The 25,104-nt window shown below is 67.8% G+C and carries 24 protein-coding genes; 15 read left to right on the top strand and 9 right to left on the bottom strand.

Translation table 11 applies throughout. The annotated features are described in order from the left end of the window. Positions 1-104 precede the first annotated feature (104 nt). On the top strand, positions 105-1,445 hold the full coding sequence (locus tag MUG98_RS20825; RefSeq protein ID WP_265109335.1) for an O-acetylhomoserine aminocarboxypropyltransferase/cysteine synthase family protein: 1,341 nt from the start codon (positions 105-107) through the stop codon (positions 1,443-1,445). Beyond that, positions 1,442-2,647 carry a homoserine O-acetyltransferase MetX gene (gene metX, locus MUG98_RS20830; RefSeq protein WP_265109336.1) on the top strand — a complete coding sequence of 402 codons (1,206 nt, stop codon included), beginning with the start codon at positions 1,442-1,444 and terminating at the stop codon, positions 2,645-2,647. The genes MUG98_RS20825 and metX overlap by 4 nt, the downstream gene beginning before the upstream one ends. 156 nt (positions 2,648-2,803) lie before the next feature. Here the strand turns inward: metX and MUG98_RS20835 are convergent, their stop codons facing one another. Both MUG98_RS20835 and serB read right to left on the bottom strand, forming a co-directional pair. Beyond that, positions 2,804-3,187 (bottom strand): hypothetical protein, encoded by a 384-nt coding sequence (locus MUG98_RS20835; protein WP_265109337.1) that lies wholly within the window; start codon positions 3,185-3,187, stop codon positions 2,804-2,806. A gap of 95 nt (positions 3,188-3,282) precedes the next feature. Continuing rightward, positions 3,283-3,933 (bottom strand): phosphoserine phosphatase SerB, encoded by a 651-nt coding sequence (gene serB, locus MUG98_RS20840; protein ID WP_265109338.1) that lies wholly within the window; start codon positions 3,931-3,933, stop codon positions 3,283-3,285. Between the two features lie 182 nt (positions 3,934-4,115). On the opposite strand from serB, the gene MUG98_RS20845 reads away from it, so the two are divergent. Beyond that, positions 4,116-4,847: a DUF7978 family protein gene (locus MUG98_RS20845; RefSeq protein ID WP_265109339.1), complete on the top strand. Its 732-nt coding sequence runs from the start codon at positions 4,116-4,118 to the stop codon at positions 4,845-4,847. Between the two features lie 32 nt (positions 4,848-4,879). Here MUG98_RS20845 and MUG98_RS20850 read toward each other — a convergent pair whose 3' ends face one another. Beyond that, on the bottom strand, positions 4,880-5,329 hold the full coding sequence (locus MUG98_RS20850; RefSeq protein WP_265109340.1) for a universal stress protein: 450 nt from the start codon (positions 5,327-5,329) through the stop codon (positions 4,880-4,882). A gap of 181 nt (positions 5,330-5,510) precedes the next feature. Between MUG98_RS20850 and MUG98_RS20855 the strand changes: the two genes are divergently transcribed. Then, entirely contained in the window at positions 5,511-6,407 is an 897-nt protein-coding gene (locus MUG98_RS20855) for a DMT family transporter (RefSeq protein WP_265109341.1), read from the top strand. 26 nt (positions 6,408-6,433) lie between these two features. Here MUG98_RS20855 and MUG98_RS20860 read toward each other — a convergent pair whose 3' ends face one another. Then, a complete protein-coding gene (locus MUG98_RS20860) occupies positions 6,434-6,979 on the bottom strand; it encodes a YbhB/YbcL family Raf kinase inhibitor-like protein (RefSeq protein WP_265109342.1) in 546 nt (181 codons plus the stop codon). A gap of 319 nt (positions 6,980-7,298) precedes the next feature. On the opposite strand from MUG98_RS20860, the gene serA reads away from it, so the two are divergent. Continuing rightward, the gene (gene serA, locus MUG98_RS20865) at positions 7,299-8,885 is read left to right on the top strand and encodes a phosphoglycerate dehydrogenase (RefSeq protein ID WP_265109343.1); all 1,587 of its coding nucleotides are present in this window, start codon (positions 7,299-7,301) and stop codon (positions 8,883-8,885) included. A 219-nt stretch (positions 8,886-9,104) separates the two neighbouring features. Here the strand turns inward: serA and MUG98_RS20870 are convergent, their stop codons facing one another. Continuing rightward, positions 9,105-9,713: a class I SAM-dependent methyltransferase gene (locus MUG98_RS20870; protein ID WP_265109344.1), complete on the bottom strand. Its 609-nt coding sequence runs from the start codon at positions 9,711-9,713 to the stop codon at positions 9,105-9,107. A gap of 118 nt (positions 9,714-9,831) precedes the next feature. Between MUG98_RS20870 and MUG98_RS20875 the strand changes: the two genes are divergently transcribed. Then, entirely contained in the window at positions 9,832-10,635 is an 804-nt protein-coding gene (locus tag MUG98_RS20875) for a hypothetical protein (RefSeq protein ID WP_265109345.1), read from the top strand. Positions 10,636-10,759: 124 nt separating this feature from the next. Here the strand turns inward: MUG98_RS20875 and MUG98_RS20880 are convergent, their stop codons facing one another. After that, positions 10,760-11,080: a cupin domain-containing protein gene (locus MUG98_RS20880; RefSeq protein WP_265109346.1), complete on the bottom strand. Its 321-nt coding sequence runs from the start codon at positions 11,078-11,080 to the stop codon at positions 10,760-10,762. 134 nt (positions 11,081-11,214) lie between these two features. Here MUG98_RS20880 and hisI point away from each other — a divergent pair, with 134 nt between their 5' ends. From hisI to MUG98_RS20900, 4 genes are all read left to right on the top strand, one after another. Further along, the gene (hisI, locus tag MUG98_RS20885; protein ID WP_265109347.1) at positions 11,215-11,583 is read left to right on the top strand and encodes a phosphoribosyl-AMP cyclohydrolase; all 369 of its coding nucleotides are present in this window, start codon (positions 11,215-11,217) and stop codon (positions 11,581-11,583) included. Between the two features lies 1 nt (position 11,584). Then, positions 11,585-12,742, top strand: coding sequence for a DUF7118 family protein (locus MUG98_RS20890; RefSeq protein WP_265109348.1), 1,158 nt, complete (start codon positions 11,585-11,587; stop codon positions 12,740-12,742). Positions 12,743-12,792: 50 nt separating this feature from the next. Then, entirely contained in the window at positions 12,793-13,203 is a 411-nt protein-coding gene (locus MUG98_RS20895) for a universal stress protein (protein ID WP_265109349.1), read from the top strand. 92 nt (positions 13,204-13,295) lie between these two features. Further along, a complete protein-coding gene (locus tag MUG98_RS20900; protein ID WP_265109350.1) occupies positions 13,296-13,805 on the top strand; it encodes an HPP family protein in 510 nt (169 codons plus the stop codon). A gap of 34 nt (positions 13,806-13,839) precedes the next feature. Here MUG98_RS20900 and glmM read toward each other — a convergent pair whose 3' ends face one another. Further along, positions 13,840-15,204 carry a phosphoglucosamine mutase gene (gene glmM / locus MUG98_RS20905; protein WP_265109351.1) on the bottom strand — a complete coding sequence of 455 codons (1,365 nt, stop codon included), beginning with the start codon at positions 15,202-15,204 and terminating at the stop codon, positions 13,840-13,842. 190 nt (positions 15,205-15,394) lie between these two features. Between glmM and MUG98_RS20910 the strand changes: the two genes are divergently transcribed. From MUG98_RS20910 to MUG98_RS20920, 3 genes are all read left to right on the top strand, one after another. Then, on the top strand, positions 15,395-16,276 hold the full coding sequence (locus tag MUG98_RS20910) for an HVO_0234 family beta-propeller protein (RefSeq protein ID WP_265109352.1): 882 nt from the start codon (positions 15,395-15,397) through the stop codon (positions 16,274-16,276). Positions 16,277-16,341: 65 nt separating this feature from the next. Continuing rightward, a complete protein-coding gene (locus MUG98_RS20915) occupies positions 16,342-17,196 on the top strand; it encodes a ribose-phosphate diphosphokinase (protein WP_265109353.1) in 855 nt (284 codons plus the stop codon). Positions 17,197-17,366: 170 nt separating this feature from the next. Then, positions 17,367-17,912 carry a heme NO-binding domain-containing protein gene (locus MUG98_RS20920; protein WP_265109354.1) on the top strand — a complete coding sequence of 182 codons (546 nt, stop codon included), beginning with the start codon at positions 17,367-17,369 and terminating at the stop codon, positions 17,910-17,912. 3 nt (positions 17,913-17,915) lie between these two features. On the opposite strand, the gene MUG98_RS20925 is transcribed toward MUG98_RS20920, so the two are convergent. Then, positions 17,916-20,018 (bottom strand): CARDB domain-containing protein, encoded by a 2,103-nt coding sequence (locus MUG98_RS20925; RefSeq protein WP_265109355.1) that lies wholly within the window; start codon positions 20,016-20,018, stop codon positions 17,916-17,918. 274 nt (positions 20,019-20,292) lie between these two features. Here MUG98_RS20925 and MUG98_RS20930 point away from each other — a divergent pair, with 274 nt between their 5' ends. Continuing rightward, a complete protein-coding gene (locus tag MUG98_RS20930) occupies positions 20,293-20,553 on the top strand; it encodes a hypothetical protein (RefSeq protein WP_265109356.1) in 261 nt (86 codons plus the stop codon). A 73-nt stretch (positions 20,554-20,626) separates the two neighbouring features. Continuing rightward, on the top strand, positions 20,627-21,550 hold the full coding sequence (locus MUG98_RS20935) for a DUF4382 domain-containing protein (RefSeq protein ID WP_265109357.1): 924 nt from the start codon (positions 20,627-20,629) through the stop codon (positions 21,548-21,550). 191 nt (positions 21,551-21,741) lie between these two features. On the opposite strand, the gene ileS is transcribed toward MUG98_RS20935, so the two are convergent. Next, positions 21,742-24,972: an isoleucine--tRNA ligase gene (gene ileS, locus MUG98_RS20940; RefSeq protein ID WP_265109358.1), complete on the bottom strand. Its 3,231-nt coding sequence runs from the start codon at positions 24,970-24,972 to the stop codon at positions 21,742-21,744. Positions 24,973-25,104: the final 132 nt, after the last annotated feature.

Raw genomic sequence — 25,104 nt, forward strand, 5'->3', positions numbered from 1 at the left:
ACCGATCGGCGCACAGACCGTCGCGACAGAGAATGACACGCACGACCAGCGGTTTTTGCCGTTACTGAGGCGCATATGAACGTGGAGAAGTATGCATACTAAACATGAGCGACGACGCGAGCGACGGGCCCGACGCCAACCCCCCGGAGCCGGGAATCGGCACACGAAGCGTCCACGCCGGACAGTCCCCCGATCCGGAGACGGGCGCGATGGCACCGCCGATCTACCAGACCACTTCCTACGTGTTCGAGGACGCCGGCACCGCCGCGGATCGCTACGCGCTCGAGGACGACGGCTACATTTACTCCCGGATCGCCAACCCGACCGTCACGACCCTCGAGGATCGCCTCGCCTCGCTGGAAGGCGGTGCGGGCGCGGTCGCGACGGGCAGCGGGATGGCCGCGCTCGACTCCGCGGTATTGATCCTCGCGGAGGCCGGCGACAACGTAGTTTGTTCGACCGACACCTATGGCGGAACCACGGCCTACTTCTCGAAGACGGCGAGTCGGCGAGACATCGAGCCACGGTTCGTCCCCACCCTCGAGTACGACGCCTACGCCGACGCGATCGACGAGGACACCGCCTTCGTCCACGTCGAGACGATCGGGAACCCGTCGCTCGTGACGCCGGACTTCGAGCGCGTCGCCGAGATCGCCCACGACAACGGCGTTCCCCTCGTGGTCGACAACACCTTCGCGACGCCCGCGCTCTGTCGCCCGCTGGAACACGGCGCGGACGTCGTCTGGGAGTCGACGACGAAGTGGCTCCACGGCTCCGGCACGACCGTCGGCGGCGTCCTCGTCGACGGCGGATCGTTCCCGTGGGGCGAGCACGGCTACGACGAGATCGCCGGCCAGAACCACGCCTACCACGACGTCGACTTCTCGCGTGACTTCCCCGAGGCACCGTTCGCCGCGGCGGCCCGGTTCAGATCGCTCCGAAGTCTCGGCAACCAGCAATCGCCGTTCGACGCCTGGCAGACCCTCCAGGGGCTCGAGTCCCTGCCGCTTCGCATGGCGAAACACTGCGAGAACGCGGCGATCGTCGCGGAGTACCTCGACGACAACGAAGACGTCGCCTGGGTCACGCATCCGGGGCTCGAGGACCACCCCACCCACGACAACGCCGAGCGATATCTCGAGGACTACGGCGGGATGGTCGCGTTCGGGCTCGAAGAGGGATTCGAGGCCGGGAAGACCTTCTGCGAGAGCGTCGAACTCGCCCAGTTCCTCGCGAACATCGGCGACGCGAAGACGCTCGTGATCCACCCCGCGAGCACGACCCACGGCCAGCTCACCCCCGAAGAACGGGAGGAAGCCGGCGTCACGGCCGATCTGATCCGGATGTCGGTCGGGATCGAGGACCCCGAAGACGTCCTGGCGGATCTAGAACAGGCGATCGAGGCCGCAACACAGGCGAGCAGTGGGGACGAACGGGATCCATGACGACGAAAGACGCGATCGACCTCGGGGAGTTCCAGTTCGAGTCCGGCGAGTCGATCCCCTCGCTGGAAGTCGCCTACGAGACCTACGGCGAGTTCACCGGCGACAACGCGGTGCTGGTCTGTCACGCGTTGACCGGCAGCGCCCACGTCGCCCGCCGGCCGGACGCGGGCGGCGAAACGGCGGGACAGGCCCGCGCCTGGTGGGGCGACGTCGTCGGCCCCGGGAAAGCGATCGACACGAGCGAGTACTACGTCGTCTGTGCGAACAGCCCCGGTTCCTGTTACGGGACGACGGGCCCCGCCAGCGAGAACCCGGAGACGGGCGAGCCCTACGGCACCGACTTTCCCCCGGTGACGGTCGGCGACTGGACGCGCGCCCAGCGACGGCTGCTCGACGAACTCGGCGTCGGACGGATCCACGCCGTCGTCGGCGGCAGCGTCGGCGGGATGAACGTCCTGGACTGGCTGCGCCGGTATCCCGACGACGTCGAGCGCGCGGCCGCCGTCGCGGCCGCAGTCCGACTCGACGCCCAGTGTCTCGCGCTCGATACGGTCGCCAGGCGGGCCATCACGAGCGATCCGAACTGGAACGGCGGCCACTACTACGGCGGCCCGGAACCCGAGGACGGGCTAGCCCGTGCCCGTCAGATCGGCCACATCATGTATCTCTCGAAGAAGTCGATGGCCCGCAAGTTCGGCCGCCGCTCCGCCGGGCGGGAGGCGGTCCGCGAGGAACCGCCGGACCCGGCGGCCGCCTTCTTCCCCTACCGCGAGGTGGAGTCCTACCTCGACTATCAGGCCGACAAGTTCACCGATCGGTTCGACGCGAACAGCTACCTCTACATGACCCGGGCGATGGACGACTTCGACCTCGCGGCCGGCTACGAGTCGGACGCCGACGCGCTGGCGGCCTTCGAGGGCGAACTGCTCGTGCTGTCGTTTACCGGTGACTGGCACTTCACCGTCGAGCAGGCCGAGACGCTGGCCGAGGCCTGCCGGGAGACCGGCGTCGACGTCGCCCACCACGTCGTCGAGTCCGATCACGGCCACGACGCCTTCCTCGTCGAACCCGAGAAGGTCGGGCCGCCGCTCTCGGAACTGCTCTCGACCGGCCTCGGCGGTCGCACGATTTCGGACACCGATTCCGACACCGACGAGTCGGAATCGTTCGCACCGGTCCACACGAGTCTCTTCTCGGAGTGAGAGCTGTTTTCATACCGTTGTGAGGGAGCGATAGCACGGGACCGACCCGTTATTGGCGGTAGGTTCCCGCTCTCCGCTTTCGATCGCCACTCCGTTCCGGAGAGCGTCGATCGAGACGGACGGGGACGGCGGCGTCGAGTCGAATTCGAAACCGGATCAATAAATCGTGTCGCAACCGGTGCCGCGATCGGCGGCCACGTACTGCTCGACGGGCAGGCCGCCGGATCGGCGGCGGGCGAGCCAGCGCCGGAGGTCGTGAGCGAACAGGACGGGGCTCTCGACGCGGGCGAGTCGGCCGGAGAGTCCCTGCGGTGAGCGGACGAGCGCGATCAGGGCCCACATCGAACCGGCAGCGATCGCACCGGCGGCGGAGAAGGCCATCCCGAGGGACAGGAAGGTCAGTCCGTAGACGAACCCGATCCCCATCGACGGCAGGCTCGTCCCCAGCGGTACGTTCGCGGTCGCGTCACGGAGCGTCGGTGCGAGAAAGACGATCGAGAGCCCGCTTCCGAGCATGAAGACGAAATCTTGCCACATCATCGAAGCAACTTACTCGGTCACGAGTTAATAACTCCCTCGGTCCCGAAATGGGAGCGTATCCCGGACAGACAGCCGGGAAAGACAGTCCAGTGGGATTACGACTGTTCGAGAACACCCCGCTCGAGCAACGTCTCGCGAACCTCGGCCATCGACGTCGCGACGACCTCACAGTTCGGTTCGACCGCCGGTTTCGGCTGAAACCCGATCGAGAGACCCGCCACCTGCAACATCGGCAGGTCGTTAGCACCATCGCCGATCGCGACGGTTTCGCCCATGACGACACCCACGTCGTCGGCCAGGTTCGCGAGTGCGTCGTCCTTGGTTCCCTCGATCAGAGGCCCCTCGACGTCGCCGGTCAGTTCGGTTCCGTCGTCGGTCATCGGCAACCGGTTCGAGACGATGTGGTCGACGGCGACCCCCTCGCGATCGAGGGCCGCCGCGACGCCGCGTTCGAACCCGCCCGTCAGGATGGCCGTCGTGACGCCGGCCTCGTTCAGTTCCGCGATCAGGTCGGCGGCACCCGCCCGGAGTTGGACCTCGTCGAATGCGGCCTCGGCGTCGTCCGCCGGGAGGCCCTCGAGCAGCGCGGCGCGCTCGCGGAGGCTCTCGGCGTAGCCGATCTCGTCGTTCATCGCGCGCTCGGTGATCTCGGTCATGTCGTCGGCGACGTTGCAGCGATCGCCGAGCAACACGGTCATCTCGGAGTCGGAAAGCGTCCCGTCGAAGTCGAAAGCGACGACTGTCATCGCTCGCCGCTTGTCGGGCCCCGAATAAACCAGTTCAGGTTTCGGTCGACGCGGCGCGCGATCGCCCCTCGACCCGAAACGATGGGGCGACGGGGGCGGGATCCCACCCGTCCGCGAACGCGAACGACCGCGGGAAACACCTTATCGAAATGGTTATTTCCCGAGACGCACTGGCCGAGTATATGTCATCTGAACCCCACCTCGAGTACGACAAGGGACCACCCCTCGACGACGGAACGGAAACCGAGAACGAAAGCGATCGTACCGGAACGGACGACGAACCGGAGCCGCCGGACGTCGGCGAGACGCAGCAGCCGACCGCGACCGCCCCACCCTGGGTAGCGGGGCTGTGTTCGGGGGCGGGTGCGTTCGTGGTCGTCTTCGCGGTGATCTACCAGTTGACCAGTTCGATGTTCGCTGCTGGTACGTTCGCCCGCATGGAGCAGGAACCCAACCGGTGGGCGATCGCCGGACTCTCCACGCTCGGCAGTCACGGCGCGACGATCGAACAGGGCGGTGAGCAAGTACAGGCCGGGTTCGCCACGTACGCCGGACTCACGTCCCACGTTACCACGCTGGTTCCGGTCGTCGTGCTGGCGCTGGCCGGCTACCTCCTCGTCCGGTACGCCCGACTCGAGACGCGCGCCGACGCTGGACAGGCGATCGGGTCGATGGGGCTGGCCTACCTCGTGCTGGCGACCGGGCTCGCACAGATCGCCAGGTGGACTCCCGAAGAGGAACGGGTCGGCACAACCGGCGACCCCAATCAGATCGCCGTCCCGGTCGACGCCGGAACGGTCCTCACGCTCGCCGTCACCGTGTTCGTCTTCGCGGGGCTCGGCGCGGCGATCGCTGCGCTTCCGCGATTACTCGAGAGCGGACTGGCGGCCGGTGACGCGGACAGCGGCGACTGACGTTTCGACGCTCCGTCGCTGGACCCCTCGAATCACTCCTCGACCGGCGTCTTGACGATCGTCACCGGCCGCGAGGCCAGCCGCGCGACGCGATCGGTGACGCTGCCGAGGAGGCGACGGTACTCGCCCGATCGCTCCTTCGATCCCATGACAAGCAGGTCGACGTCCTCGTCGGCGGCGTAGTCGAGGATCTCCTCGTGGGGCCGACCGTGCCTGACGGCCACCGTCGGCTCGAGTCCCGCCTCCCGTGCGGCGTCGGCCGCAGCCTCGAGCGCGTCTTCGCCGACCTGTTCGAGCGCAGCCTCGAGGCCCTCGAACTCGTGGACGTACTCGTCCCCGGTGTACGAACTGTAGACGTCGCTGTCGACGATGTACAGCAGGTGAAGGTCGGCGTCCGCGTGTTCGGCGAGGGCGATCGCGTGTTCGGTCGCCAGTTCCGTCCCCTTCTCCGCGTCCGTCGGCAGGAGGATCCGATCGTACATACGAACGTGTTCGTCGAGTAACCCGATAAAGCCACGTCACGCTCCCGTCCGCTGGGAACGGGGCCGCCCGAAGACGGCCGAGAGTCGCCGCCATCGCAACGTCTTTGGCTCGAGCGTCACCAGTGGCGACAATGACAGTCCTGTCGCGGGAACGCCCGCCGATCGCGTTCCCGGTGGTGGCGTGACGAGCGCGACCGCCGAGGTCGTCGCCCTCGCGCTGATCCCCGCTCTCCTCTGGGGATTCACGCCGATTTTCGACAAGCGCGGAATGGCCGCGGGCGGTGGCTCCGTCCAGGCGTCGCTGGTCGTCGTGGTCGTCGACTCGGCGATCTACTGGCTCGTCATCGCTGCGCTCGACGGCCGATCGGCGTTTGCGGGACTCACGACGGAGGCGATCGCGATCTTCGGGTTCGCCGGCGTCGTCGGGACCGCGCTCGGGCGGATCACGATCTTCGTCGGCGTCGACAAGGTCGGTGCGAGTCTCAACAGCGCGATCCTCAGCACGCGCCCGCTGTTCGCGACGCTGATCGCGCTCGTCTTCCTCGGCGAACCGCTGGGCCCGGTGACGGGAGCCGGAATCCTCGTGCTCGTCGCCGGCCTGGCGATCCTCACCGTCTCGAAGGGCGGCGACATCGGCGGCTGGCAGCCCCGCGATCTGCTGTGGCCGATCGCCGCCGCCGCGACGTTCGCCGTGGCGAACGTCAGCCGTCGGTACGGAATGACCGAGACGCCGCTCTCGGCGCTCGAGGCGGTCACGATCAACGAGACGGTAGGGCTGATCGCGCTCGTCGCCTTCGTGGTAGCCACCGACGGCCTCGACGTCCTCGATCGACCGCGGGAGTCCTACCAGTACTTCGTCGGCAGTGGGCTGTTGACCACCGTCGCGATGCTCTCGCTGATGGCGGCGCTGGGACTCGACGCGGGTCGGATCGCGATCGTCGATCCGCTGGTCGCGACCGCGCCGCTGTTCACGCTGCTCTTTGCGGCCGTCCTGTTGCGCGACCTCGAACGGGTGACGAAAGGTGTCGTGGCGGGTGCCACGCTGGTCGTCGTCGGCGTCGCGTTGATCACGGTCTAGCCGACTGGAACTCGGATTTCAGCCGGTCACGGACGGAGCCCGCTCGGTCCCTCGGTGTTGAAGACGGACCCCTGCTCGGCGCTGTACTGTCCGGTCAGTTCGCCAGCGGCCAGGACCGCCCCCTCGAGACCGATCGTCGAGGCGATTCGGGCCCGTCTCGTCTCGGGTGGGACGTCGAGATCGAGATCGAGCGCGTAGACTCTGAACCGGTAGGTTTCGGTCCGCCCGGGCGGTGGAGACGGGCCACCCCACCCCTGCCGGAGGAAGTCGTTGTACCCCTCGATGGCGTCGTCGGTGATCCCGTTTCTCGGGAGCGCCTCCGTATCGGGGTCGATCCCCCAGGCCAGCCAGTGAATCCAGGGGTGATCGACGACCTCGGCCGCCTCGGGGTGGATCATCGTCACGAGGAGGGACTCGGCCGCGTCAGGGACGCCGTCGATCCGGAGTTCGGGATTCTCGTTTTCGTTGGTGAAGCCGGTCCAGTCGGGGAGTCGCGTGCCGTATTCGAAATCGGGACTGGTGACCGTGAGCGGGTCCGCGTCGTCTAGCGCCGAGGTAAGTGCCCCAATCATTTAGACCCGATATGATTTCTAATTATATATAATTTCGGGTGGATGCAGGTGGGTGCCGCGGGAGTACCGCCCCGTCCGACGCGACCTGCGAGGGCGTGCGAGTACGAAAACCGACCACCGTATCGCTGCCTGTGGACGGGTGGCTGGACGAGTCGAACGATCGTTCCGGGTCGTTCGTCCGATCGAATCCGGGGCAGACGTGGAAACTGCACGCCCGATCGAATCCGGGGCGGGCACGGGGACGAGACCGTCGGAGGTAGTTTTTGCCACCGCCAGCGACAACGGAAGGGTTTACCTCTTCCACCCGATTGTCTCGCGCATGAAGGTACTCGTCACGGACCCGATCGCCGACGCGGGTCTGGACGTTCTCAGAGACGCCGGCCACGAGGTCGAAACAGGCTACGAACTGGAAGGCGAGGAACTCCTCGCGGCGGTATCGGACGCGAACGGGCTGATCGTCCGCTCGGGAACCGAAGTCACCGACGACGTGCTCGAAGCCGGCGAGGACCTCGTCATCGTCGGCCGGGCCGGCATCGGCGTCGACAACATCGACATCGAGGCCGCGACCGACGAGGGCGTCATCGTCGCCAACGCCCCCGAGGGCAACGTGCGCGCGGCCGCCGAACACACCGTCGCGATGACGTTCGCGACCGCCCGATCGATCCCGCAGGCGCACATCCGCCTGAAGAACGGCGAGTGGGCGAAAAGCGACTACCTCGGCGCGGAACTCGACGGGAAGACCCTGGGCATCGTGGGCCTCGGCCGCGTCGGCCAGGAGGTCGCCAAGAAACTCGACTCGCTCGGGATGGACATCGTCGCGTTCGACCCCTACATCTCCGAGGAACGCGCCGATCGGCTCGGCGCCGAACTCGTCGACTTCGAACCGTGCCTCGAGCGGGCCGACTTCCTGACGATCCACACGCCGCTGACCCCCGAGACGGAAGGGATGATCGGCGCGGAGGAACTCGACCTGCTGGAGGGGGGCCACCTCGTCAACGTCGGGCGCGGCGGCATCGTCCAGGAGGACGCGCTGGCGGCGAAAGTCGAGGACGGGACCCTCGCCGGCGCGGCACTGGACGTCTTCGCCGAGGAGCCGCTGCCGGCCGACTCGCCGCTGCTGGAGCACGACGACGTCATCGTCACGCCCCACCTCGGGGCCTCGACCGAAGCGGCCCAGGAGAACGTCGCCACCTCGACGGCCGACCAGGTCAACGCCGCGCTGGCCGGCGAACCCGTCGCGAACGCGCTGAACGCGCCGTCGATCGACGAGAGCGCCTTCCCCCGCCTCGAACCGTACATCGAGATCGCCGAGACCGCGGGCAAGGTCGCCGCCCAGTTGCTCAAGGGGCGCATCGAGGAAGTCGAAGTCACCTACGAGGGCGACATCGCCGACGAGGACGTCGAGTTCGTCACCGCGTCGGCGCTGAAGGGCGTCTTCGAACCGCTCGAGTGGCAGGTCAACGCCGTCAACGCGCCTCAGATCGCCGAGGACCGCGGTGTCGACGTCACCGAATCCAAGACCCGCCAGGCCGAGGACTTCCAGAGCCTCGTCTCGGTGACCGTCAGCAACGGCGATCACGAGGTTACGGTCGACGGGACCCTCTTCGCCGGCGACGACCCGCGGATCGTCCGCGTGGACGGCTACCGCGTCGACGCCATCCCCCACGGGAAGATGGTCGTCACGCGAAACACCGACGAACCCGGCGTCATCGGCCTCATCGGCTCCGTGATGGGCAAACACGGCGTCAACATCGCCGGTATGTTCAACGCCCGCGAGACGATCGGCGGCGAGGCACTGACCGTCTACAACGTCGATAGCGAGGTCCCCAGCGCCGCGAAAGACGAACTCGAATCCGACGAACGGATCATCGGCGTCGACTACATCACGCTGAACGGGCAGGCGTAGATCTGCCGGATCGCGATTCGAAAACGACTACTCCCCGCTCGGCGTCGCTCAGTCGGCGATCGTCACCTCGTTTCTCGCCTGGTCTCCGGCATACCGACGACGGAGGATCCACCGCTGTGCCCCTCGGCAGCGACGGTTTCGACCGACCGCGTGTCGAGGGTCACCACGCCCTCGGGGACCAACCCGCGGAGACGCTGGACTCGGATGCGCGCGGTGGCGTTACTCCCGGTATTCGGCCATCACGAACGGGACCGAACTCCCGAGCGGATCGTCGACGCGGCGCTCCCAGACGATCTCGAAGCCGGCCGCCTCGAGCCCCGCTCGGGTCCGGCGACGGCCGGGCGTGCTGAAGAACATCGCTCGGCCACTTCCGAGCCAGTCGCGGCGAACTGTCTCGTATCCCGTCGACCCGACCGTCGTGAGGAGTCGCCCGCCCGGTTGGAGGACGCGCGCGAACTCCTCGTAGACCGCCGGGTGCTCCGCCCTGGGCACGTGGAAGACGGCGTGGTACGCCGTGATCCCGCCGATCGAGTCCGCCGCGAGCGGGAGGGCCGTCATCTCGCCCTGGACGAGGCCGGCCCCGGGGACGTTCGCCGCAGCCAGCTCGAGTTGACGGCCAGAAAGGTCGAGGCCGATCCGCTCGACCCCGGTGAGGTTCGCGAGCGTGCGCATCCCGTCGCCACAGCCGACGTCGAGGACGGTCGCGTCCGCGGGGAGCGCCTCGAGCAGTTCGTCGATCAGCGCGGCGTCTTCCCCGTCGGCTCGGCGATTCCTGGCGTAGTCGTCGGCGACGGCATCCCACGCCCGCCGGAGTTCCTGTCGGTCCATGGGCGGGAGACGGGCCCGGACGGCATGGCGCTGGTGCCAAACGGGTGCGCCGACGGGATTCGATCCGATCGGCCGCGTTGGCCGTAGGCTCTTGTCGTTCGGGCTCGTAGGGGCGGCGATGAAATCCCACGAGACGTCGCGACTCGCGGCCGTCCTCACGGATCTCCGCGATCGCGGCTACCGCTGTCCGGACTCGATCGACGACGCGGAACCGGTCGTGGCGACCGGTGGCGACCACCCGACGAACGGTCCGGACGCGCCGCTATCGGTCGATCGCGTCCGGGAGGTCACGCCGCTGACGATCGCCAGCAGACTTGCGGACGCCGCTCACGCCGGTCGAGCGCCGGTCCTCGTCGTCGACGAGTGGGGACTCGAGGACGCCAGGGCCGTCCTCGGCGATCCGTTCTTGCTCCGCGGCCGTGCGGACGGACGCCGCCAGTTCTACTCGATTCCGGACCGGATCGCGCTGACCGACGGGCGGTACGCCTGCGTGCGAACGGACGCGGAACCGCAGTGGCGGGAAGACTCGTCGACGGCGGCGACCTCGATCGGGGACGGCCGTGCGGGAACGTCGATCGAGGACGGCCGCGACCGAACGGGGACCGACGAGCCGCGGCTCCTGCTCGAGGCCGACGACACGGTCCAGGCCGTCCTCGCAGCCGACGCGCTGACCTGCCCCGGCCCCGAACCGGACGCGTTCCCCTACCGGTACGGCCGCGGCGCGGACAAGCGCATCCACGTCTTCGATCGAGACCGCGAGGTCGGTCGCTACGCCGGCATCGCCGCGATGACCGCCAACGCCTACCGGCCGGTGTCGCTTCCGTTACTGCCCGAACACCACGTCAGAACGGGCGGCCGTCTGGCTCGCAGCGTGACGCTCGCGCTCGCGACGGACGACGGCGTCGCGTACGAACGACCCTGAAGGGGCAGCCGCTCGCGACGGTCGACGCTGACGATCGGCGGTCCGTCGATCGGTTCCGAGCGCGAGCACAAGGGCGGCGATCACCTCGACTCGATCGGAACGTCCGGCACGGAGCCGGGGACGATCACGGTGCGCCCATCAGCACGAACCGACTCTCGGTGTCGCCGTTGTGGATCCGGTGGGTCGCGTCCGGGGCGATCCGGATCGCGTCGCCCGGGTTCATCTCGATCTCCTCGTCTTCGACGGCGACCGTCGCTTCGCCCTCCATCAGCAGGTAGACCTCTTCGTGGTCTTCCTCCTCGTGGTCGTGTTCTTTGCCTTCCCAGCCGGGCTCGCACTCGACGACGGTCACGCCCATGTTCTCGCAGTCCAGTTCGTCACGGAGGAAGTACATCCCGTTCCGATCGTCGACGTCGTGGTAGTTCGCTTTGGTATAGGCGGACATCACGGTCTCCTGCCCACACGATACGTGATAAGCGTCGACGGTTCCCACGTCCGGACCGGATGGCGAGTAGACGCCGTCGGTGTGGCGACCCGCCCGGCAAAAGACCTATCGCCCGGACGGTCATGCGTTCGAACATGGACGACATCGCCGTCGAGTTCGGCGAGGACGGCCTGGTCCCCGCCATCGCACAGGACGCCGAGACGGGCGAGGTGCTGATGCTCGCCTACGTCTCCCCCGAGGCCCTCGAACGGACCCGCGAAACCGGCCGCGCACACTACTACTCCCGGAGCCGTGACGAGTTGTGGGAGAAGGGCGCGACGAGCGGCCACACGCAGGAAATCGAGGATGTCAGAGTCGACTGCGACGCCGACACCCTGCTCTACCTGGTCGAGCAGGAGGGCGGCGCGTGCCACACGGGCCACCGATCGTGTTTCTACCGGACGATCGAGGGCGAGCACGTCGGCGAGCGGGTGTTCGACCCGGACGCCGTCTACGAGGAGTAGGATGAGCGAGCGCGTCCACCGCGGATCGGCCGAGGAGAGCGATTCCACGGCGCTCGAGCGCCTCGAATCGGCCCGCGAGCGGTTCGCCCGGGCCGAAGACGCGATCGACGACGAGGGCGGCGACACCGTCGCGGACGCCGCCGACGCCTACCGGGACGCGACGGACCTGCTCGAGGACTACGTCGATCGAGCGACCGGCACCGGCCGGGAGAACTTCAAGGCCTACGTCGAACTCGAGGGGCAGTTCGCCACGCTCGTCGAGGATCTACCAGAGGACCTCGCGAGTCGGGCGGCGTTCGAGGACGCCCTCGAGGCGATCGACAAACGACGGTTGAGCGAGTCCGACTTCGAGCGGGCCCACGACGCCCTCGAGCCCGCGAAGCGGTACGCCGACCTCCTCAAGGAACGCGAGGCCGCCCGCGAGGCCCTCGCGGAGGCGCGCAAGGCGGCTGGCAGGCGGATCCGCGCGATCGGCGACGCGATCGGCGACCGCGAGCGCCTGCTGGAACTCGCGGACGCCGACCTCGACGCGCCGGTCGAGGACCTCCGCCAGCCGATCGAGACCTACAACGACGCGATCCGCGAGGCGTTCGTCGACTACCGCCAGTCCGCGTCGGCCCGGGAGGTGTTCGCGATGGTCGATCGGAGTCGGTGGTACCCCTTCGTCGAGTACGAACAGCCCCCCGAGGACCTGCGCGCGTTCGTCGACGACGCTCCCGCCGGCGAGGAGACGATCCCGACGCTCCTCGAGTACGCCGACTACTCCCGGTCGAAGCTCTCCCACTACGTCGACGACGCCGATCGGCTCAAGCGGCGGGTGGCAACCCAGCAGACCTACCTCGAGGGGATCGACGCCGACCCGCTCGCGATCGAGTGGCCGCCGGGTCCGGCCGGCGTGCTCCGGCGGCGCACGCGGGAGTACCAGCCGTTCATCGCCCGGGTCGCCGGCGAGGAAACCGTCGCGGCCCTGCGCGCGGTCCGACAGCGGACGCGCGACCCCGACTACGATCGGCTCCAGACGGCGGCCCAGGCGGTCGATCAGCTGTCGCCCGCGGAACGCGATCGGCTGGCCGACGGCCGGATCGCGGACGAACTCGCGGCCCTTCGGGCCGAACGGGAGCGACTCGAGGCTGCGCTAGGGGAAGACGATCCGGTCTGACGCGACTCGACGGGACGACGACTGAAGGCGACGGGAATCGTACGTCCGGTATGACCAGTCGCCTGCTCGTCCCGATGGACGACTCCGGGCCCGCGCGATCGGCGCTCGAGTACGCCCTCGATCGGTTTCCCGAGGACGAGATCACGGTCGTCCACGCGGTCGACGACCTCGAGGCGGGGTACGGCGGCCGCCCGCCCGCGGTCGGCGGCGAGGGGGCCGATCGGGACCCCGACTTCTTCGACGAGGTCGAACGCATCGCGGCCGAGCGCGACAGGACGATCGAGTCCCGGGTGATCGAGGGGCAGGCGGCCGACGCGATCCTCGAGTACGTCGACGAGGAAGCCGTCGACGGGATCGTCATGGGCAGCGAGGGGCGATCGGGCGTCTCGCGGATGTTACTCGGGAGCGTCGCCGAACAGGTTACGCGTCGGGCGGACGTGCCGGTGACGATCGTTCCCTGACGGGCAGCGGGATCGACGGTGACGGTGAGGCCGATCAGCGCGAGCGAGACGAAACCGGCGGCATTTTCACGGTCACACGACGATCGATCAGCATGGACGATCGGACGGGGACGACGCTCCACACCGGCCTCCTCATCTCGACGACGGCCGGCCTCGCGTGGCTGTCCGGACTGCCCATGCTCTTTCCGAGTCTCGGTCCCTCCGCGTTCGTTCTCGCGCTGTTCCAGGACAGCGACGCGACGTCCCCCAAGCGGGTGATCGGCGGCCACGCGATCGGCGTCGCGGCGGGCCTGCTGGCCTACCACCTGCTCGCCGGCGGGGTCACGATGACGGCGACGACCGCTCCGGGATCGATCGAGGGGCTGCGACTCGCCGCGAGCGGCGTCCTCGCGACGACGCTCACCGCGGGCGGGATGCTCGCGACGGACACCCGGCACCCGCCCGCGTGCGCGACGACCCTGATCGTCTCGCTCGGTCTCCTGCCGTCGGTGCCCGAGGGCGCGCTGATCGTCCTCGCCGTCGTCGTGCTCGTGGTCGCCCACCGACTCCTGCTCGCGACCGAGCGGTGGGGGGCGCGGTACGGTGAATCGCTCCGATCGTGACGGGGCGTCGAACCGATCGGCGGCCGAAAATCAGTCAGGCGTCGGCTTTCGCGTCCACGAGCGTCTCGTACATGTCCTCCGCGAGATCGATCGCCCGGTCCTCGTCGCGGGCTTCGGCGTAGATCCGCACGAGCGGTTCGGTGCCCGAGGGGCGGGCCAGCACCCACGCGTCGCCGTAATCGAGGCGGTAGCCGTCCCGGGTGTTGAGTTCCGCGTCGGCCGCCTGCGCGTGGTTGGCCGCGGCGTCTAGCATCGCGTCGCGCTCGGCCGTCGACTCGTACTCGACGTTGCGCCGGACGTTGGCGTAGCCGTCGTAGGGGGCCACGATCTCGCTGACCGGCCGCTCGGCGACCAGCCGGAGGAACCGGGCCGCCGTGAACGCGCCGTCTCGGGCGAGGCGGTAGCCGGGGAAGAAGATCCCGCCGTTGCCCTCGCCCGCGATCGGGACCCGCTTGCTCTTCGTCTGGAGTTCCTCGATCCGGGTGATGATGTTCGTCGACCCGATCGGGGTGAGTTCGAGGTCGGCGTCGACCTCGTTCACGACGTCGACGAGACGCTGGGAGACGTTGACCGCCGAGACGGTGGTGTCGCCGGATTCGAGTTCCGCCGCCGCGAGCGCCGCGAGGGTGGCGTCGCCCTCGACGTACGCGCCGTTCTCGTCGAAGAAGATGGCCCGATCGGCGTCGCCGTCGTGGGCGATGCCGACGTCCGCATCCGTGGCCCGGACGAGGCGGCCGAGATCGCCGAGGTTGTTCGGGACCGGCTCCGGATGCCGGCCGGGGAAGTGGCCGTCGGGCTGGCCGTTGACGGTGACGACGCGACAGCCGAGTTCCCGGAAGAACTGGGGGCTGGTCAGCGCCCCCGCGCCGTGGCCCGGATCGAGCGCGACCGTCAGATCGGCGTCGGCGATCGGCTTCCGGTCGACGGCCGCGAGCAGATCCGTGACGTACTGGCGCGCGACGCCGTCGATCTCGCGGACCTGACCCGTTTCGTCCCACGGCGCGACCGCGAACGTTTCGGCGAGCAGCGTCTCCTCGATCGACTCGAGGTCCGACACCGCGAGTTCGACCCCGTCGCTGCCGACCAGTTTGACGCCGTTGTACTGCGGCGGGTTGTGTGACGCCGTGATCACCATCACGGGAACCGATTCGCGTTCGGCATAGGCCTGCGCACCCGGCGTCGGGACGATCCCGAGGCGATCGATATCCGTCCCCGTGCTCGCCAGTCCACTCGCAGCCGCGTCGGCCAGCATCCGCCCGGTGTGGCGCGTATCACGCGCGACGGCGACTCGATCGACCCCCCAGGCCGTTCCCGCCGCCTTCGCGACGCGCAGGACGAAGGCGGGCGTCAGTTCCTCGTTGGCGACGCCCCGCGTCCCGCTCGATCCGAAGACTTGCATCAGGTGCTAGTCCGACCGGACTCCTCAAAGGGATTCCGACATACCACCGTCTTGAGTGTCCGTGTCGACGCTCGATCGATCTGTGACTCCCAGCGATCGCGGATCGCGAAGGCGGTACGTCGTCTCACCACGAACGCGAACAGCGGAGTCAGACAGAACGCTTTCGGATCGCCGTCCCGACGATTGGGGTATGCACACCATCGAGGAAAAGCGCGTCTACGGCGATCGATCGGGTGCGGTCGACGCCTACGTCACGAGTTCGATCGGCGTAGTTCGCGTGCGCGTCGCCGGCGACGCCGTCGGCGAATTCGGACTCTGCGATCGCTGTGACGCACGCGACGTCGCCGCCACGCGGACGGGGGACGACGCCGCCGTGGCGATCGCGACCGACGAAGACGTCCGGGTGCTGGACGGGACGCCGGCGTCCGAATCGGAAGGCGAGCGGGCCGACGACGCCACGTTCGTCGGGACCGGCTTCGGACCGGCGGTCGCCGTCGGCTACGACGGGAGAGCGCTCCTGGCGGCCGATGCGGACGGGCGGGTCGCTCGCCGGACGGGCGACGACTGGGAGACGCTCGAGGACGGTGCCATCGAGACGGTTACGGCGATCGACGGCGACCTCGTCGGCACCGGGACGGGCGTCTATCGCGTCCACGCGAACGGGCTCGATCACGCCGGGCTCACGGACGTCCGCGACGTCTCCGCGGCGGGGATCCCCCTCGCCGCGACCGCCGACGGCCTCTACAAACTCGGCAACGGCTGGATGGCGATCCGCGACGAGCCGTTCGACGTCGTGGCGGCCGACCCCCTCGGCGATCGGGGTCGGCTCGGTCGGGCACACGCAGTGGCCGATCGGACCGTGTACGCGCACGATCCGGCCGACGACGAGTGGCGGGCGATGGACGAGCCACCGGAGACCGTCGTCGGAATCGCCTACGGCGAGTCGGTCTACGCCGTCACCGAACGGGGAACGTTCTGCGCTGCGAACGACGGCGACGGCCCGGGGACGTGGCGATCGCAGACGATCGGCGTCGGCGACGTGACGGGGATCGCCGTGGCGCTGACGGAGTGAGCGCCACCGGTTCGGACGACCGCGAGAACGAAAACTGGTTTAGCCCACACGCTGTGGCCACGAGTATGATCGTCAGCGGATCCACGTCGCAGGGCCTCGCCGCAGCACTCGCACGCGAACTCGAGGAACCGCTCGCGGCCGTCGAGTACGATCGGTTTCCCGATGGCGAACTGCTCGCGTCCGTGCCCGACCCGGACCCCGAGACCGATCGGGCGGTGGTCGTCGCCTCGACCGTCTCGAGCGACGCGCACGTCGAACTCCTGCAGTTGCAGGACGCCGTCCGGGAGGCGGGCGTCGGCGAGGTCGTCACGGTCCTGCCGTACATGGGCTACGGTCGCCAGGACAAAGCGTTCGAGGCGGGACAGCCCATCTCCGCACGGGCGGTCGCGCGCGCCATCTCGACCGGCGCGGACCGCGTACTCACCGTCACCCCCCACGAGGAGGCGATCTGCGAGTTCTTCGAGCCGACGGCGACCTCGGTCGACGCGGGGGGCCGGCTGGCGGAGCCGTTGCCGGACGACCTCGCGGATCCCGTCTTCCTCTCGCCGGACGCGGGGGCGATCGAACTCGCCGAGACGGTCCGGGACGCCTACGGGACGGGCGAGACGGACTACTTCGAGAAGATTCGCCACTCCGGCACAGAGGTCGAGATCACCCCGAGCGACGTCGACGTCACCAGTCGGGACGTCGTCGTCACCGACGACATCATCGCGACGGGGTCGACGATGAGCGAGGCCGTCGGTGTCCTGCAGGACCGGAACGTCGGACGGGTCTTCGTGACCTGCGTCCACCCGCTGCTCGTCAGCAACGCCGTGACGAAGCTCTCGCGGGCGGGCGTCGAGTCGATCTACGGCACCGACACGATCGAACGGGCGGTCAGCGCCGTCTCGGTCGCGCCGGCGATCGCCGCACGCCTGTAGTCGGCCTCACAGCGACGGCGTCCCCCGCAGAAGCTGTTCCGTTCGATGACATGTATCTCAACTCTTAAGTGATCACCCGTCCCTCGCCTAGTTATTAGCGATTCGAACGGATCGCAGTGTGGACTCGCACCGCACGACCGGCGGTGAGACCCGGTCTAACAGACGTCCAGATGCACGGAATCGTCCACAAGACGCTCAAAGAGTACGTCGTCGCGAGAACCGACGACGAGACCTGGGCGACAGTCGTCGATTACGCCGGCGTCGAGCAGACGCTGTATCTGCCCGTGTCACACTACGACGACGACGAGGCCGAGGCGATCCTCGCGACCGTCTCGGAGATGGCGGTCCAGGATCGACGAGCGATCGAACGCGACTTCGGGCGAATGCTCGCGCCGAACCTGTTACAGACGTTCGATGCCCACATCGACACCGATCGGGGACTCGAGGGAGTACTTACGTCGATCGAGACGACCCTGGACGACATCGAGACGGCGACCGAAGAGCCGTCGCTCCCGGACGTCACCGGTCGCCCGGCGCCGGAAGCGGACGCCGTCGTCGTCACCTACCGAACCCACCGGAACCGCGACTACTGTGCGCTGGCCCACGGGATTCTCGAAGGGATCGTGACGGCGTTCGACGCCGACGCGACCGTCACGAAGACGGCCTGTGTCGACGACGGTAGCGAGGCTTGCCGGTTCCGCGTGGCCTTCGCGTGAGCGCTAGGGCCGGCGGCCGAACACCGCGACCAGCGCCAGGACGAGTCCCGCAAGCGCCGCCAGCGCAGTTGGAGCGCCGAATCCGGGTAGAGCTTCGACCCTGTCGATCGGATTCGGCCCGACCGTAACCGTCGTCGACTGGTCGCCGACGGCGACCTCGAACCGCCCGCTGTCGTCGAACGTCATCGTCTCCGTGACCGTCTCGCGCTCGCCCGGGGCGACGACGACGAGCGCCTCGGCGACGGTTCCCGCCGGCGTCCGGAACGCGAGGACGGCCGCTCCCGGCCGATCGGCCGCGGCTTCGACCGTCGCGGTGACCGACACTTCCTCGCCGGGTTCGGCGACGTCCGGATGGACCTCCAGCCCGGTCACGGTCACGCTCGCGGGCGATCGGACGGACACCGTCAGGCGATCCGAACCGATCCGCAGGTCGTACGTGCCGGGTTCCGGGGGCGTCCACGTGAGGGCGTCCGACGTCCGATCGCCGGCCGCGAGTTCGACCCGCCGGTGATCGACGACGTCGCCGTCGACTGCGAGCGTCGCGTCTGCAGTGCCGTCCCGATCGCCGACGTTACTGATGACAACCGGGATCGTGACGGATTCGCCGGCGGGCACCGTGATCTCGGCCACCGCGTCCGCATCGGACGGCTCGCCGGGGCTCCACGGCTCGCCGCCGACCTCGATCGGGGCTGCGTCCAGTTCGTAGGCGAACTGCGCGACGGGCTGATCGAAGGCGGCCTCGTGGGCCGTCCGAGACCACGTCTCGGGCCTCCGATCGGTCCGGGTGTACCGCTCGGCGACCGATCGCACGTCCGTGCCGCCCTCGGCCGCGATCGCCGCGAGGAAGTCGTCCTCGGAGACGGCCCCGTCGTTCCGGTTCAACGTCCGGAACGCGTCCGCGAGCGTCCGATCGCCGTCCGTCGCGAGCCGGAGCTGGCGATCGATCTCGCCGTAGACGAGCGGTCCGGTCACGTAGTCCGTCCGATCGTCCGTCCAGGTCGTCGGGTCCGCGAGGATGGCGTCCGCGTAGGGGTCGCGTTCGCCCGCCTCGAGGTCGTCGGCGAACGCGTCGAAGTCGACCAGTCCCCGTTCGAGCGCGAACAGCCCCGCGTAGTACTCCGCCTGGGCCTCGACGAGCCACGCCGTCTCGGTCGTGGTTCCGACGTCGGGGTTGGCAAACGCCTGCCGCGTGTGGACGTACTCGTGGAGCCAGACGGTGTTCGCCTCGTCGAGGGGTGCGTCGGCGACGACCCACGCGTCGGACTCGCCGTACTGGAGCCCGCGGGCCGCCCACTCGACGTCGGTCGGCACCGCGACGACGAACACCTCGTCGTGGCTCGCACCGACGTCCAGCCGATCGCTCGCGCCGACGAGCGCGTCGAGAATCTCCCCGGGCGGCTCGGCGAGCGTCGCGTCGTCGGCGACGGCGAGCCTGATGCGCTCCCCGTCGCCCGTTCGTTCGTACTCGGTCACCGGCCCGAAGTACGCGATATCGCCGCCGGTCGCGCCGGGGCCGTCGACGGTGACCGTCTCCTCGATGCCGACGGGTTCGGTCCACCGGAAGGAGAGTCCGACCCCCGGCACCCGGACGACGCCCCAGTCGCCCGTATCGACGAAGGTGTAGCCGTCACCGTCGCGTGACGGGGGACCGACTCGTTCGTCCGCGGCGTCCTCGTGACCGTCGTCTCCCGTCCGATCGGCCGGCATCGTGAACCGGATCGTCGGCTCGTCGGTCACACCGGTCCAGCGGTAGGTTCCCTTCTCGGTCCGTTGGAAGCCGTCGGTCGACTCGACGGACGCTGCAGGTTCGAGTTCGACCTCGAGTTCCGTCACCGGATCGGGCACGCGGAACGTCATCTCGGTCTCGAACTCGCCCGGCCGATCGGGCAGGTGACGGAGGACGGTGGTTCGGTGGAGGACGTCGTTCGCCGTCGCGGCGGTGGTGGTCCCGCCCTCCGCGGAAGCGGCGGACAATCCGGCGTACGTGGCGTCGGCCGGAGCCGCCGTCGGCCGGGGCGGCCCGTGCGTATCGACAGCGCCGACGCTCGCGGGAACTGCGACGACGAGCAAACAGGTGACGAAGACGAGCCAGGCCCGGGAGGTCACAGAGAGACACTGGAAACTGATAGTCAAGTCTTTTGTGGTAATATCGTCCACACGACGGCTCAGTCTGTGAATTTTGCTATGACGATACCCTGACAGCGATAGTCTCCTGACCGGCACGGGGAATATCAGCCTTGATCTACCAGAGAGATTCATATGCGTTGTAAAATGGAGTCACATTTTGTGGCGTGCCAGTATCCCACACGAGAGCGAACGACACCCACGGAGATCGTGCGATCGAACCGCGCGGCGGACCGGGATGGAGGACGGAGTGCATATGAGTAGCGATCGAGACGACCTTCCGCGACGGACGGTGCTCGGCAGCGTCGCGGGCTTCGGACTGCTCACGGTCCCGGACGTTCACGCCGGCAGCGGTACGCCGGCGTCCCGGATCGGGGCCGACTACGCCCCGAACGTCGATCGATCGACGGCCAGTCGGTCGACAGTCGGGACCGACCTGCTCCCGGCCGCGAGATCGACCCCTCCGACGGGACCGATCTTCGAAACTGGAGGGTCGGATTTACTGAACGTCCGCTAAAAACGTTTTTAAACAATTCTAACCGAACGAACGATCGTCGCCACTTACCCCGCTGCCGTTCGACGGGACGACCATGCCAGAAAAGCAGTCGAGTCACGATCGCAGCCGAAACGACGATCGGTTCAAATCCATCGTTGGGCGCCGCGCGTTCATCGCCGCTGGCAGTGGTGTCAGTGCGACGCTGCTCGCCGGGTGCACGGCAGATAGTACGCCGGCGGACGATGAGAACACCGAGGGGTCCACGGACGACGCGGATACCGAGAGTGGAAACTTCCGGCTGCTCATCAGTGACATGCCGGCCGACATCGGAGATTTCGACAGGCTGGACGTCACCTTCGACAGGGCTCGTATCTTCGACGGCGGGAACGAGGAAGCGGACGACGAAGACGAATCGGACGACGACAAAGAAGCCGCAGACGAAGAAGAACAGGCGGACGACGGGGACGGTGCCGACGATCCGGACGACGACGAGGAAGACGAGGAGGAATCCGAGAAAGAAGACGACGAAGAAAACGAGAACGTCGAGCGAAAACGCGGGTTCTACATCCTCGACCTCGACGGTGCGACGGTGGATCTCACGCAGGTCGTCGGTGACAAAGCGACGAACGTCTTCGAGGGAGGCCTGTCGGAAGGCACCTACCAGAAGATCGAACTTTACGTCTCGGACGTCGAGGGGATCGTCGACGGCGAAGCGGTGGAGGTGAACGTCCCGAACGAAAAACTGCAGATCAACAAATCCTTCGAGATCGGTGGCGACGACTCCGTCGAGTTCGTGTTCGACATCAACGTGGTCAAGCGCGGGCCGGACAACGGCTACAATCTGAAGCCCGTGATTTCGAAGAGTGGTGTCAACGGCAAGGATATCGACGTCCAAGAGGTGAAAGACGACGCGGACAAAGGTGACGAGAAAAAGAAGAAAGGAGCCGGCGATGAGGACGGTGCCGCCGAGACGGAGGAAAACGGCACTGATGAGGACGACGACGGAGCCGACAATTGAGAGCGATCGATGAGACCTGTTCCGTAACCATCGGCTCGCCGCCGGTCTGAAATCGACTCCGGATCGCTCAGCGTTGTCTCGTCCGGGATCACGCCAGTCTCGAGTCTCGTCCGGGATCACGCCAGTCTCGAGTCTCGTCCGGGATCACGCCAGTCTCGAGTCTCGTTCGGGAACGTCGGCCGGTCCCGAGCTCAGTCCGACGCTTCGGCGGTCGCGAGCGGCTCGATCGCGATCGTCACGTCGACGTCCTCGACCTCCCACTCCTTGCGGTGGCCGTCCTCGACCGTCCCGATCTCGTCGGCGCGGACCTCCTCGCGGATCAGGTCCGTCCGCTCGTCGACGAGGGCGGCGACGCGATCGTCGTCGATCTCGAGGTCCAGCGCGATCCGCTCTTCGACGTCGAGGTCGAGGTCCTTGCGCATCTCCTGGACGCGGCGGATGACCTCGCGGGCGTAGCCCTCGCTCTCGATGTCGTCGGTCAGCGAGGCGTCGACGTAGACGACGCCGCGATCGTCGCCGTTCAGGCCGAACGCGCTCCCGGCGACGCCCTCGGGCGTCTGAGTGACGAACGAAACCATCGATTCCTCGAGTTCCTCGTCGGCTTCGAGGACGTCCGCGACGGCCGCCTCGATCGCCTCGAGGCTCGGCTCCTCGACGCGGGCCTCGTTGAGCGCGTTCATGACCGTCTCGGCGCGATCGCCGAACGCCGGGCCGAGTTCGCTCATGTCGGCCTCGGCGCTGTACTCGAGTTCGCCCCAGCGATCGTCGGGCGAGACCAGTTCGATATCGCGGGCGTTGAGCCGATCCTCGAGCAGCGGCGTGTGGCGCTCGACGGCTTCGACCACCCGCTCGTCGTTCGGGGCGACGACGACCCGCGGGACCGGCCAGCGGAGTTTGCGACCGGCCTGCTGACGGGCGTTCGCGCCGGCTTCCTCGATCGCCCGCAGGAGTTCGACGTCGTCCTCGAGTTGCTCGTCCTCCCAGTACTCCTCGACGCCCGGCCAGTCACACATGTGGACGGTGTCGTGTCCGGCGTCGCCGGTCAGGGTACCGTAGATCTCGTCGCTGACGAACGGCGCGTACGGGGCGAGCAGGGCGACGATCTCCCGTAGCACCCGATAGATCGTCGCGTAAGCGGCCCGTTTGGAGGCGCTGTCCTCTTCCTCCCACATGCGTTCGCGGACCGCCTGCACGTAGAACCGCGAGAGGTCGTCGACGACGAACTCGACGAGGGCGTCGACCGCCTTGTCCTGGCGGAAGTCCTCGAAGTGGGCGGTCATCTCGGCCTTCGTGGACTGCAACCGGGCGAGGATCCACTCGTCGATCAGTTCGAGGTCGTCGTCGACGTCCTCGAGGGTCGTCTGCTGCGGGTCGAAATCGTCCAGGCGCATGTACGGCAGCGGGAACCGGAAGACGTTCCACAGCGTCCGCAAGTGGTTCTCCATCGTCTGCATGCCGTCCCAGGAGAAGCGCATGTCGTCGCCCTGCGGGTTGTTCGACAGCAGGAACAGCCGCATCACGTCCCGGCCGTGGCGATCGATCGCCTCGTGGGGATCGATCAGGATGTCCTTGGACTTCGACATCGCGCGGCCGTCGGGCATGAGCGCGTGGCCGTGCATCAGCACCTCCCTGTATGGAATCTCGCCGAGCGCGGCGGTACCCATGCCCAACTGGGACCAGAACCAGCCCCGGGTCTGGTCGTGGGCCTCGAGGATGAAGTCCGCGGGCCAGAGTTCGTCGAACCGGCTGTCGTCCTCGGGGTAGTTCAGCGTCCCCCACGACGCCACGGAGGAGTCGAGCCAGACGTCGAAGACGTCGGGCACGCGCGTGTAGGTCGTGCCGTCCTCGGTGATCGTGAGGTCGTCGACCGTGTCCTTGTGGAGGTCGACCTCGTCGGGATCGATCTCCTGGTCGACCCGATCGGCGAGTTCCTCGCGATCGGCGACGACGATCCGGTCCTGATCGTCGTCGCGGTCTTCGGGCGTCCAGACCGGCAACGGGATGCCCCAGTAGCGCTGGCGGGAGACGTTCCAGTCGGGGGCCTCCTCGACGAAGTCCCGGAAACGGTTGTCGCGGGCCCACTCGGGGTGCCACTCGCTGTCCCCGATGTTCTCGAGGAGTTCGTCCTTGACGTCCGTGATCGTGATGAACCACTGATCGGTGACGATCTGGATGATGCCCGTGTCACAGCGCCAGCAGTGCCCGTAGCTGTGGGTGGTGGTACCCGACGCGAGCAATGTGCCGTTGGCCTCGAGGTCCGCCACGATCTCTTCGTCGGCGTCCTTGACGAACTGGCCCTCGTACTTGCCCCCTTCCTCGGCGTAAACGCCGTCGCTGTCGACGGGACAGAAGATCGGGAAGCCGAGTTCGCGACCGCGCTCGAAGTCCTCCTCACCGTGGCCCGGCGCGGAGTGGACGAGGCCGGTCCCGTCGCCGTGCGTGTCGACGTAGTCCGCGGCGTAGACCTCGAACGCGCCCTCGGCGTCGACGTGGTCCGGCACCTCCTCGACGAGCGGGTGCTCGTACGACCAGCCGATCAGTTCCTCGCCGGTCAACTCCTCGACGATCTCGTAGTCCTCGTACCGGCCCTCCTTCAGGACGTCCTCGTACTTCGCTTCGGCGACGTAGAGGAGTTCTTCCTCGTCATCCTCCGCGGAGCGTTGCTCCGCGCTCTTCTTCGCGCGGACGCCGACGTAGTCGCCCTCCTCGTCGACCGCGACGAACGTGTTCGCGGGGATGGTCCACGGGGTCGTCGTCCAGATGACGATCGAGCCCTCGCGGTCGGTGAGGTCGAATTTGACGTAGATCGAGGGGTCCTCGACGTCCTCGTACTCGACCTCGTTGTTCGCGATCGCGGTCTCACAGCGGGGACACTGCGAGATGGATCGGTGGCCCTTTTCGACGAGACCGCGCTCGGCGGCCTTCGAGAAGCCCCACCAGGCGGCCTCCATGTACTCCGGACTGACCGTCCGGTAGGGGTTCTCCCAGTCCATCCAGACGCCGAAGTCCTGGAAGTCCGACTGCAGGCCCTCGAGTTGCTCGTTGGCGTAGTCTTTGCACTCCTGGATGAAGTTCTCCTCGCCGTACTCCTCGATGTCCTGCTTGTTCTCGAAGCCGAGTCGTTCCTCGACGCGGGTCTCGATCGGCAACCCGTGCATGTCGTACCCCGGCCGATCGGTGACGTCGTACCCCTGCATCCGGAAGAAGCGGAGGTAGACGTCCTTGAGAGACTTGTTCCAGGTAGTCCCCATGTGCGCCGATCCGGACGTGTACGGCGGGCCGTCCACGAAGAAGAAGGATTCACCGTCCGAGCGATGCTCGACCGTCTGTTCGTAGGCGTCGACCTCGTCCCAGTACTCGAACACCCGCTGTTCGAGTTCGTGGGGATCGTACTGGTCGTCGACCTCGCCGAACCTGCTCATACCAGAGGTAACTGGCTGGTGCAGTAAAGAGGAATCGATATCGAGGGTCCGGCGATCGGACCGACGGCGCCCGGGGTGGCCGTTCGAGGTGCCGATCGCCGAGCAGGTGGACGAAGAACGCGGACCCGCTCG

The sequence above is a fragment of the Halosolutus halophilus genome (assembly GCF_022869805.1).
GTDB lineage: Archaea > Halobacteriota > Halobacteria > Halobacteriales > Natrialbaceae > Halosolutus > Halosolutus halophilus.

Bases quoted from the DNA above. Each gene is read 5' to 3' on its own strand.
- ileS (WP_265109358.1), bottom strand. From the start codon at position 24,972: ATGAGCAGGTTCGGCGAGGTCGACGACCAGTACGATCCCCACGAACTC.
- MUG98_RS20875 (WP_265109345.1), top strand. From the start codon at position 9,832: ATGAAATCCCACGAGACGTCGCGACTCGCGGCCGTCCTCACGGATCTC.
- MUG98_RS20825 (WP_265109335.1), top strand. From the start codon at position 105: ATGAGCGACGACGCGAGCGACGGGCCCGACGCCAACCCCCCGGAGCCG.
- serA (WP_265109343.1), top strand. From the start codon at position 7,299: ATGAAGGTACTCGTCACGGACCCGATCGCCGACGCGGGTCTGGACGTT.
- metX (WP_265109336.1), top strand. From the start codon at position 1,442: ATGACGACGAAAGACGCGATCGACCTCGGGGAGTTCCAGTTCGAGTCC.
- serB (WP_265109338.1), bottom strand. From the start codon at position 3,933: ATGACAGTCGTCGCTTTCGACTTCGACGGGACGCTTTCCGACTCCGAG.
- MUG98_RS20850 (WP_265109340.1), bottom strand. From the start codon at position 5,329: ATGTACGATCGGATCCTCCTGCCGACGGACGCGGAGAAGGGGACGGAA.
- MUG98_RS20890 (WP_265109348.1), top strand. From the start codon at position 11,585: ATGAGCGAGCGCGTCCACCGCGGATCGGCCGAGGAGAGCGATTCCACG.
- MUG98_RS20870 (WP_265109344.1), bottom strand. From the start codon at position 9,713: ATGGACCGACAGGAACTCCGGCGGGCGTGGGATGCCGTCGCCGACGAC.
- MUG98_RS20880 (WP_265109346.1), bottom strand. From the start codon at position 11,080: ATGTCCGCCTATACCAAAGCGAACTACCACGACGTCGACGATCGGAAC.
- MUG98_RS20915 (WP_265109353.1), top strand. From the start codon at position 16,342: ATGATCGTCAGCGGATCCACGTCGCAGGGCCTCGCCGCAGCACTCGCA.
- MUG98_RS20845 (WP_265109339.1), top strand. From the start codon at position 4,116: ATGTCATCTGAACCCCACCTCGAGTACGACAAGGGACCACCCCTCGAC.
- MUG98_RS20860 (WP_265109342.1), bottom strand. From the start codon at position 6,979: ATGATTGGGGCACTTACCTCGGCGCTAGACGACGCGGACCCGCTCACG.
- MUG98_RS20930 (WP_265109356.1), top strand. From the start codon at position 20,293: ATGAGTAGCGATCGAGACGACCTTCCGCGACGGACGGTGCTCGGCAGC.
- MUG98_RS20900 (WP_265109350.1), top strand. From the start codon at position 13,296: ATGGACGATCGGACGGGGACGACGCTCCACACCGGCCTCCTCATCTCG.
- MUG98_RS20935 (WP_265109357.1), top strand. From the start codon at position 20,627: ATGCCAGAAAAGCAGTCGAGTCACGATCGCAGCCGAAACGACGATCGG.
- MUG98_RS20920 (WP_265109354.1), top strand. From the start codon at position 17,367: ATGCACGGAATCGTCCACAAGACGCTCAAAGAGTACGTCGTCGCGAGA.
- hisI (WP_265109347.1), top strand. From the start codon at position 11,215: ATGGACGACATCGCCGTCGAGTTCGGCGAGGACGGCCTGGTCCCCGCC.
- MUG98_RS20910 (WP_265109352.1), top strand. From the start codon at position 15,395: ATGCACACCATCGAGGAAAAGCGCGTCTACGGCGATCGATCGGGTGCG.
- MUG98_RS20895 (WP_265109349.1), top strand. From the start codon at position 12,793: ATGACCAGTCGCCTGCTCGTCCCGATGGACGACTCCGGGCCCGCGCGA.
- glmM (WP_265109351.1), bottom strand. From the start codon at position 15,204: ATGCAAGTCTTCGGATCGAGCGGGACGCGGGGCGTCGCCAACGAGGAA.
- MUG98_RS20835 (WP_265109337.1), bottom strand. From the start codon at position 3,187: ATGATGTGGCAAGATTTCGTCTTCATGCTCGGAAGCGGGCTCTCGATC.